Source organism: Solidesulfovibrio fructosivorans JJ], assembly GCF_000179555.1.
In the GTDB taxonomy this organism is placed as follows: domain Bacteria; phylum Desulfobacterota; class Desulfovibrionia; order Desulfovibrionales; family Desulfovibrionaceae; genus Solidesulfovibrio; species Solidesulfovibrio fructosivorans.
In genome coordinates this window covers 1-8,923 of record NZ_AECZ01000060.1, presented here as the reverse complement: position 1 = coordinate 8,923, position 8,923 = coordinate 1, and the positions used below count along the sequence as shown (strand labels likewise).

Here is an 8,923-nt window from a genome sequence, read left to right as displayed (position 1 = left end):
GTGTAATCAGGAAAAAAAAATCCATAATGAGATGATGCCAATAAAAAGTTTAGGAAGGGGAGAGCGCGAGAGGGGAGAACCCTTTTCAAAGGGTTTCCCCTCTCGCACCCTCTTGTCCGCTCCTCCTTCTCCTCCTTCAACTACTACCACCACTCCCCCATCCATTTCCGTCATCGTGCCGGCCTACAACGCGGCCGGGACCCTGGCCGACACCCTGGACGCCCTTGCCCGGCAGACCGTGGATGCGGCCCGGGTGGAAGTGGTGGTCGTGGACGACGGTTCCACCGACGCCACGGCGGCCGTTGCCGCCGCCCGGGGGGCCATGGTCGTGCGCCAGGAGAACCAGGGACCGGCCGCGGCCCGCAATGCCGGGGCGCTGCGGGCCACGGGCGACATCCTGGTTTTCACCGACGCCGATTGCACGCCGTTGCCCGATTTTCTGGCCCAGCTGATCCGGCCCTTCGACGATCCGGCCGTCTCCGGCGTGCAGGGGGCCTACCGCACCCGGCAGACCGGACTTGTCGCCCGGTTCGCCCAGCTCGAATTCGAGGACCGCTATCTCTTCGCCGCGAAATTTCCCTGTCTCGACCTGGTCGCCACCTATGCCGCCGCCTTCCGGCGCGAGGTGTTCGTGGCCCAGGGCGGCTTCGACACGTCCTTTCCCGTGGCCGACAACGAGGACACGGAATTTTCCTACCGCCTGTGCCGGGCCGGCCACCGGCTGGTCTTCGCTCCCCGGGCCATGACCTATCACCGCCATCCGGCCAGCCTGTCCGGCTATCTGCGCATCAAGGCTCGGCGGGCCTACTGGCGTCTGGCCGCTTGCCGGGCCCATCCGCAAAAAATGCTGCGCGACGGCTACACACCGGGGCTTCTTCGCGTCCAGACGGCGCTTGCCGGCCTGTGCGGCCTGGGCATCGCGCTGTGGCCGTTTGCGGCGTTCGGGGGCTTGCTGGCGCTTCTTGCGGGGGCGGCGCTTGCGGCCTCGTCCGTGCCGTTTGCCCGCTTCGCGGCCCGGCGGGATGCGCCTGTGGCCATTGTCGCGCCGGGCATCGTCTGCGCCAGGGCCTTCGCCTTTGCCCTGGGCGCGGGGCTGGCCGTTTGCTCCCGGCTGACCGGCCGGACGTTTTGCGGCAAAAAGGCGGGCGGCCGGACATGCGGGTAGGACTCGACCTGCATGGGCTCTCCGACCTCATGCAGGGCTCGCGCACCTATATCGCCAATCTGGCCGCGCGGCTGCCCTTTGCCGCGCCGGACATCGATTTCGTCTATTATGTCGCCGATCCGCAGGGACCAACCGCCCGGGCCCTGGCCCCGGGCGCGTCGAATGTCGTCTTGCGCCCCATTCCGCCGGGACGCTTCGGCCGGCTAATCCGGCCGTTTCCGGCCCGGGCGGCGGGTGAGGTGGACGTGCTGCACTGCCAGTATGTCGGTCCCCTGGTCGGCGGCCCGCCAACGGTGCTCACGGTGCACGACATCCTGCACGAAACCCTGCCCCAATACTTCCCCAAGGGACTCGGCTCGCTCATGCGGCTGCTTTATCCGGGCAGCGCCCGCCGGGCCGGGATGGTGCTGACCGTTTCGGATTTCAGCCGCCGGGAGATCGTTTCGCGCTACCGCGTGCCCGGGGACAGGGTGGCGTTTGCCCCTAACGGCGTTGGCGAAGGTTTTTTTCCCGTGACCGATCCGGGGCGCCTTGCCGCCATGCGGGGACGGCTTGGGCTCCCGGAAGGCCGCTACCTCCTCTATGTCGGCCGCATCGAGCCGCGCAAGAATTTGCCGGGACTCGTGGCCGCGCATCAGGTGTTGCGTCGGAAGATGGGACCGGCCGCGCCGTTTCTGGTCCTGGCCGGCGGCCGGGACCGGCTTTTCGCAGCGTTCCACGAAGCCATGCGTCGCGGCGGGAGCGGGGAGGGCATCGTTTTCGCCGGCTCCGTGCCCCAGGAGGACCTGTCCGCGCTTTACAGCGGCGCGGCGGCCTTTGCCTATCCGAGCTTCGGCGAGGGGTTCGGCCTGCCCGTGGCCGAGGCCATGGCCTGCGGCGCTCCGGTCGTGGCGAGCACGGCCGCGGCCGTGCCCGAGGTGGCGGGAGATGCGGCGCTTTTGGTCGACCCTTCGGACGTCGATGGGCTGGCCGCCGCGTTGGAACGGGTGCTGACGGACGCGGACGTGGCCGCCGCGTTGCGGCGAAAGGGGTTGGCCCGGGCGCGGGAGCTCACCTGGGACGCGGCCGTCGCCCTGGCCGTTGCCGCCTATCGTCGGGTGGCTGGAGGGATCGGCGCGGTTACGCCTCTTCCCGGCATTCGGGAATGACCGCATCCATGGCCCGGGCCAGCGCTTCCAGGTCCACGGGCTTGACCACGTAGCCGTCGACCCCGGCGGCCAGCGCCTGTTCCCGGTCCTCGGTCAGGGCATGGGCGGTGAGCGCCAGGATGGGGATCGCCGGATTGCGCGCCCCGGCCGATCCGTCCCGCACGGCCCGGGTGGCGGAAAGCCCGTCCAGAAGCGGCATCCGCACATCCATCAGCACGCAGTCGAAATCTTCTCCGGCCAGCCTGGCCAGCGCTTCCCGGCCGTTTTCCGTCAGGACCGTCTCGCAGCCGAGCCGTCGCAGCATGGCCTGGATGGTCAGCCGGTTGACGGCTTCGTCCTCCACCACCAACACCCGGCGGCCGATGAGGCAGGGCTTGGCGGAGGGCGCAACCGGGGGAGCCATCTCCGGCGGCCGGGCGAAGGGCAGGCGCACCCTGGCCTCCGTGCCCTGGCCCGGTTGGCTGGACAACAGGATGCGCCCGCCCATGCGCTCGGCTATGGCCCGGACGATGGTCAGCCCCAACCCCAATCCGCCGTGGGCTCGGGTCACGGAGGCGTCGGCCTGGGCAAAGGCGTCGAGCACGTGGTCCAGCTTTTCGGACGGGATGCCGATGCCGGTGTCCCGCACGGCGAATTCGAGCAGGGCCATACAAGGGGATTCGGGCTTCTCCACCGGGGCCACATCCAGTTCCACGCGGCCGAACGTCGTGTATTTGATGGCGTTTCCGGTAAGATTGTAGAGGAGTTGACGCAATCGTGCCGGATCGCCGCGCAGGCGGGCCGGGGTCTGCGGCGCCACCCGGCAGGAAAAGGCCAGCCCTTTGATGGCGGCCTCGTGGGCGAAGGAGGCGATGATCGGGTCGAGGACGTCGCTGACGGTGAAAAGCTCCTGGGACAGGGACATGGTGCCGCCATCCAGGCTGGAGAAGTCGAGGATGTCGGAGAGGAGCCGCAGCAGGGCCGAGGCGGCGTCCATGGCCGTGCGCATGTATTCGTCCTGTTCCGGCGAATGGGGGGTGGCCAGCAGTAGTTGGAGCATGCCCATGACGCCGTTTAACGGCGTGCGGATTTCATGGCTCATGTTGGCCAGAAAAGCCGACTTGGCCTGGCTGGCGCTACGGACCTGGCTTAAGGCCGCGTTTTTGGCGTCCTCGGCCGCCCGGCGGGCGCTGATGTCCTGGAGCATGGCCTGGAAGCACTGGCCGGTGTCGTCCAACGGGCTGAAATCGACCTGGACCGGCAGCCATGTGCCGTCCTTGCGGCGGTAGCGGCGTTCGATGGTGAAGGGCAGGCCGGCCAGGGAAGCCATGGGCCCGGCCATGCAGGAAACCATGCGCATGTCGTCGGGGTGGATGAGATCCCGGATGTTGGCGGCGCGGATTTCTTCGAGGGTATAGCCCAGAAGCTCCAGGGCCCGGGGATTGGCGTCGAACAGGTTCCCCTCGTTGTCGCCGAGCAGGATGCCCATGACCGAACGCTCGAAGAAAAGCTCGCACCGCTCCTGGCGTAGGCGCAGCCGGGACACCAGGGCCTCGAGGGCCGCGACCTGGCGTTTGAGGGCGTCCGCCGAAGGGGACGCGGAAGCGGTGCTGTCGGCGGCCATGCGCATGCCCCATGAACACGAGGGTAGGGTCGGTTGCGAAACGTGAGGCGCGTTGCCGGGGAGACCAATGTTACGGTCCATCCTTTATGGCATTCCGCCGTCCTTTGCGCAAGGGAAGGGAGGCGTCGGACCGGTTGCGAAGGATGCCGGAGCATTGGCGAAAGAACTTGCCCTTGCCGCGCCGCGGCCTGTACAAACCTGTCCAAAAGGGGCGGCGGTCGGCCGCCCGCGAGGAACGGGTATGGACGAAATACAACGCGAAGCCCGCTGGGCCTTGTCCCTGGATGGGAAGATCGCCTTGTCCAAGGACATCGTCGCCGGGGCCATCGGCCGGTTCGGCCCGGATTTCCGGCTGGCCTGGACCGGGGCCAAGGACAGCACCCTGGTGCTTTGGGTCACGCGGCGGGTCTGCGCCGAGCGGGGACTGGCCATGCCCCGGGTGGTGACCATCAACGAGGGCGACCCCTTCGACGAGATCGTGGATTTTCAAAAGCGCCTGGTCGACGCCTGGGGGCTGGACCTGACCGTGGTCGCCAACGACGACATCCTGTCCCGCAAGCCGCATATCGGCGACGTCATCCCCGTGGACGCCCTGTCCGGGGACAGCCGGGCCGAGCTTGCCCGGACGGGTTTTACCGGCGAGGCCTTTCCCTTCGATCCGGAATCGCCCATCGGCAACCAGCTGATGAAGGTCGCGCCCTTAAACGCCTTTTTGCGCCGGGCGGGCGTGGCGGCGCTGGCCACGGCCATCCGCTGGGACGAACATCCGGCCCGGGCTAACGAGGACTACGAAAGCCCGCGCGAAGACCCGCCCCACCTGCGCATCCACCCTATCCTGCACATGCTCGAGCGCGACGTGTGGGACATCACCCTTGGCAACGACATCCCCTTTTGCGAACTCTACCGGCAAGGCTACCGCAGCCTCGGCACCAAGACCGGCACCGTGCGCCAAAGCGATCTTCCGGCCTGGGAGCAGGACCTCGCCGACCGCTCCGGGGAGCGGGCCGGCCGGGACCAGGAAAAGGAAGAGGCCATGGAGCAGCTGCGCGCCCTGGGCTACATGTAGCGCCGCGACGGCTACCAGATGAAGGTGGCGGCGCGCGGACCCGACGCGCCGACGACGAGCTGCCGCGTTTCGGGCACGCCGCCGGAGACGGCCGTCACCGTGTAGCTCCCGGCCGGCAGGCGCAACAGGAGCACCGGGCCGTCGGTGACGATGTCCCCGGAGGCCGTGCCGCGAAACGCCACCCGCACGTCGCCGAGATAGGCCCCGTCCGATCGGGCGAATTCCAGACGCAGGTTGTATTGGCCGGCCACGGCGTCCATCTCCGCCCGCTCGTCCATGCCCACGCCGCCCGAAACGTAGGGGATGCCCTGGGGCGTCACCCGCGTGGTGAGCGCCAGTCCTGGCGTTGCCGGCACCAGGCCGAGGACGGCCAAAAGCGGCAGTGTTTTCACGGCAGTGGTCAAAAAGCGCATGGCGCACCTCCCGTCGCGGTGGTTGCCGCGTGGCGGGCACGCGGCCGCGACTGCCGGATTGAGATTCCGGTTTCGCGACCAATACACCTTTTTTTCGGAATGGGAAGCGGCCCTGCCGACAGACAGGAACACCTGGCGGGCGTGGGGCTTGGCGTGGGGGCCGCCCCCGCGCCTTATTGCGGGGGGAGGGAGCCGACGGCGAGGCTCAGCGACCCGTCCTCGTCGCGGTAGACGTTGCCGGTCAGGGTGACCCGCTTGCCCTTGTATTTTTTTTGGAAGGCCTCTTCCTGCTCCAGGCTGATGGCGTCGGGGGTGAGCACCAGGTAGGTGACCCCGGTGTCCGTGGTCAAAAGCAGGCCGTCGGAATAGTCCTCTTCCACGATGCCGGTGACGCTGACGCCGGTTTTTACGGGCCGCGTGTCGTCGTCCGGGGTGGCGGCCAGGGCCGAACCGGAAGCAAGCAGCCACGAGAAAAGGGCAGCCAAGCAAAAGGTCAGGGCCAAACGCCTCGTATTCATGCCGCCTCCGCGGATGCGATGTGGTGGGACGCCGTCCGGCCGGATGTTCCAGCGGGACGCAATGGCTTTATACCGGAACGGAGCGGTCGGCAATCGCCGGGCAACCCTGCGCCCATCTTGCCAAAAACGCTTTTTTTGACGTATGTTGGGTTATGTCCGAAAATAAGCCCTTCCCGGCGCATAGCCGGGTCTCCGGTCCCATCGGAACGCTTCGCGGCGGGCTTTACGCCCTGGCCCGCCGCAACGCCGAGGCCGATCCCGATGGCGCATGCATTTTGCACGGGGCGACGGTCGTGCGCCATGGCGAGCTGGCCGAGCGCGCGGCGCGGCTGGCCGCCGGGTTGGCCGCGCGCGGCCTGGGCAAGGGGGGGCGTCTGGCCGTGCTGTCCCGCAAGACCCCGGCGGCCGTGACCGCTTTTCTCGCCGCCGCCGCCTGTGGCGGTGTTTTTTTCCCCTTGGACCCCAACCAGCCGCCGCCGGTCCTGCGCGCCGTGCTCGACCGTCTGGCCCCGGCCGTGGTCTGTGTCGCGGCCGAATTCCTGCCCCTGCTCGAAAACCTGACCGGCGGTAAGCCGCCCTTTGCCCTGGTCGTCATGGACAGGGGCGACGCGGCTGGCGCCGCCGTCCCGGCCGGGCTGTCGGATTTCGAGGCGCTGTGCGCCGGGCCGTTTCCGGTTGCCCTGCCCGATGTCGGGCCGGACGATCCGGTCTATTTGAACTTCACCTCCGGCACCACGGGCGCGCCCAAGGGGGCCGTGACCACGCTTTGCAACCTGATCGCCAACACCGAGGCCTCGGTGGCCGCCTTCGCGCTCACGCCCGAGGACGTGCACCTGTGCCTGATGCCGGCTTTTGTCCATCCCCACGAGACGCTCATGCGCCCGCTTTTCCTCGGCGGCCGTCTCGTCCTGTGCGACCGGGTGGCGGCAAAGGCCGTGGCCGGAGCCTGCGCGCGCCACAAGGTGACGGCGCTTATGGCCGTGGCCGCCATCTACGAAACCCTGCTGCGCCTGCCGGCGGGCTCGGAAAATCCCCTGGCCACGGTGCGGGTGGCCGAATCCGGCGGCATGCATGTGCCCTCGGCCCTGGCTTCCGGGCTTTTGGAGCGCTATTGCCTGCCCATTTTGCCTGTCTGGGGCAGCACCGAGACCACTGGGGTGGGGCTGGCCAACCGCCCGGGCGAGGGCCATGCCGCCTGCCGGCTGGGGCGGCCGGTTCCCGGCTACGTGGCCCGGGTCGTGCGCGAGGACGGCTCCGAGGCCGATTGCGGCGAACCCGGGGAACTGGTCATGTCCGGGCCGGGGGTGTGTCCGGGCTATTTCGGCGAGGAGGCCCGGCCGGAATTTCGGCTCTACGGCGGCCGGTTCCATACGGGCGACATCGTGCGCCGCGAGCCCGACGGCGCGTTTTATTTCGCCGGCCGCCAAAGCATGCTGCTCAAGGTCGGCGGCATGAAGGTCTTTCCGGTGGAGATCGAGGAGGCGCTGCGCACGCACCCGGACGTGGCCGAGTGCATCGTCATTCCCGAGGCCGATGCGCTTCGCGGTGAAGTGGCCAAGGCCGTGGTGGTGCCGCGCGCCGGGACCGAACTCTCCCCGGCCGGGCTGCGCCAGTATCTTTCCGGACGGCTGCACCGCATGAAAATGCCGCGCGTCATCGAAGTCCGCGAGGCGCTGCCCAGAACCCCAGGAGGAAAGATCGCATGGCGCGCCCTCGTGTCGCCCTAGCTTCGCGTCCGGTTCCCGAAAGTCCAAACGACTACACCGCCAAGAGCCTGGCCGTGGTGGCGGTGCTGGTGGCCGAGGCCGTCGGAGCCTGCTGCGACCTGTCGGGCATGGTCCGGGGCAGGCGCGTGCTGGTCAAGCCCAACCTCGTGCGCCCGGATCCCCGCAATCCCTGCGCCATCGTGACGGACGAACGGGTCATCCTGGCCCTGGTGCGCCTGCTGCGCGACGCCGGGGCGGCCAAGGTGCTGGTCGGCGACAACCCGGGCTACGGCCTGTCCCTGGAGCGCGCCCTGTCCTGCCTTTCCGATTTCACCAAGGCGGTCGCCGCCTGCGGCGGGGAGATCGTCCATTTCGACCGCGACGCGCCCGTGGCCGTGGCCAATCCCGACGCCTTCCTTTTCGACCCGGTGCTTTTGCCGCGCGCCGTGGCCGAAGCCGACGTGCTCATAAACGTGCCCAAGATGAAGACCCACGTGCATACGCTGGTCACCCTCGGCATCAAAAACCTCTACGGCCTGGTGTGCGACGAGCAGCGCATGTTCTGCCACCGCAACGACATCAACGCCAAGGTTGTGGACATCCTGCGCGTGGTCCGGCCGGCGCTCACCGTGCTCGACGCCCTGTGGGCGGTGCAGGGCCAGGCCCCGCTGTCCGGGGCGGCGGTGCCGGACATGAACGTGATCGCGGCGGGCACGGACGTGTGCGCCGTGGATACCGTGGCGGCGGATCTGATGGGCATCGCGGCAAGCGAGGTGGCCATGTTGCGTCTGGCCCGGCAGGAGGGCCTGGGCGAGACCGACCTTGCCGCCATCACGGTGGTGGGGGCCGATCCGGACACGCTGCGGCGCGTTTTCGCGCGGCCGGTCATCGGCTGCGCCGGGGCCTACGACGCGGTGCGGGTGCTGGAGGGCGGGGCCTGTTTCGGCTGTCTGTCGGCCCTGCGTCACGCCCTGGACAAGCTCGCCAGCGAAGGAGCCTTTGCCGGGCGCGAGCCGGTGACGCTCTATGTCGGCGTGCCCATGCCCGAACGGCGCAACCTGCGCAACGTCAAAGGCGAACTGTGGTGCTTCGGGGCCTGCGCCGCGCCGCTTGCCTACGACACCCACCACAACACGGGTCTCGCCCACTCCATTCCCGGCTGCCCGCCGCATATTTTGGACTTTTACAAGGCGTATAAAGGCGCTGGGGGGAAACTTTTCTGAAGAAAAGTTTCCCCCCAGACCCCCTTTCCAAAGACTTCTAGCGGTTACAGTGGGTTGACGTTACCCCATTTGTAACCGTTG

The 8,923-nt window shown here is 68.3% G+C and carries 8 protein-coding genes; 5 read left to right on the top strand and 3 right to left on the bottom strand.

Annotated elements, in window-relative coordinates:
* Positions 1 to 175 precede the first annotated feature (175 nt).
* Together DESFRDRAFT_RS20190 and DESFRDRAFT_RS20185 are read left to right on the top strand one after the other, a co-directional pair.
* The gene (locus DESFRDRAFT_RS20190; RefSeq protein ID WP_005997123.1) at positions 176 to 1,165 is read left to right on the top strand and encodes a glycosyltransferase; all 990 of its coding nucleotides are present in this window, start codon (positions 176 to 178) and stop codon (positions 1,163 to 1,165) included.
* Complete coding sequence (locus tag DESFRDRAFT_RS20185; RefSeq protein ID WP_005997122.1) at positions 1,156 to 2,313, top strand: glycosyltransferase family 4 protein; 1,158 nt, start codon at positions 1,156 to 1,158, stop codon at positions 2,311 to 2,313. The genes DESFRDRAFT_RS20190 and DESFRDRAFT_RS20185 overlap by 10 nt, the downstream gene beginning before the upstream one ends.
* Here DESFRDRAFT_RS20185 and DESFRDRAFT_RS20180 read toward each other — a convergent pair.
* Positions 2,285 to 3,916, bottom strand: coding sequence for a PAS domain-containing hybrid sensor histidine kinase/response regulator (locus DESFRDRAFT_RS20180; protein WP_144005097.1), 1,632 nt, complete (start codon positions 3,914 to 3,916; stop codon positions 2,285 to 2,287). The two genes, DESFRDRAFT_RS20185 and DESFRDRAFT_RS20180, sit on opposite strands and share 29 nt — an antisense overlap.
* Positions 3,917 to 4,157: 241 nt before the next feature.
* Between DESFRDRAFT_RS20180 and DESFRDRAFT_RS20175 the strand changes: the two genes are divergently transcribed.
* Entirely contained in the window at positions 4,158 to 4,982 is an 825-nt protein-coding gene (locus DESFRDRAFT_RS20175) for a phosphoadenosine phosphosulfate reductase family protein (RefSeq protein ID WP_005997119.1), read from the top strand.
* An 11-nt stretch (positions 4,983 to 4,993) separates the two neighbouring features.
* Here the strand turns inward: DESFRDRAFT_RS20175 and DESFRDRAFT_RS20170 are convergent, their stop codons facing one another.
* Together DESFRDRAFT_RS20170 and DESFRDRAFT_RS20165 are read right to left on the bottom strand one after the other, a co-directional pair.
* Positions 4,994 to 5,395: a hypothetical protein gene (locus DESFRDRAFT_RS20170; RefSeq protein ID WP_005997118.1), complete on the bottom strand. Its 402-nt coding sequence runs from the start codon at positions 5,393 to 5,395 to the stop codon at positions 4,994 to 4,996.
* A 173-nt stretch (positions 5,396 to 5,568) separates the two neighbouring features.
* Positions 5,569 to 5,913, bottom strand: a complete 345-nt coding sequence (locus DESFRDRAFT_RS20165; protein ID WP_005997117.1) for a hypothetical protein — start codon at positions 5,911 to 5,913, stop codon at positions 5,569 to 5,571.
* Positions 5,914 to 6,065: 152 nt separating this feature from the next.
* On the opposite strand from DESFRDRAFT_RS20165, the gene DESFRDRAFT_RS20160 reads away from it, so the two are divergent.
* Together DESFRDRAFT_RS20160 and DESFRDRAFT_RS20155 are read left to right on the top strand one after the other, a co-directional pair.
* On the top strand, positions 6,066 to 7,640 hold the full coding sequence (locus tag DESFRDRAFT_RS20160) for a class I adenylate-forming enzyme family protein (RefSeq protein WP_005997116.1): 1,575 nt from the start codon (positions 6,066 to 6,068) through the stop codon (positions 7,638 to 7,640).
* The gene (locus DESFRDRAFT_RS20155; RefSeq protein WP_005997115.1) at positions 7,616 to 8,842 is read left to right on the top strand and encodes a DUF362 domain-containing protein; all 1,227 of its coding nucleotides are present in this window, start codon (positions 7,616 to 7,618) and stop codon (positions 8,840 to 8,842) included. Before DESFRDRAFT_RS20160 ends, DESFRDRAFT_RS20155 begins: the two co-directional genes overlap by 25 nt.
* Positions 8,843 to 8,923 lie beyond the last annotated feature (81 nt).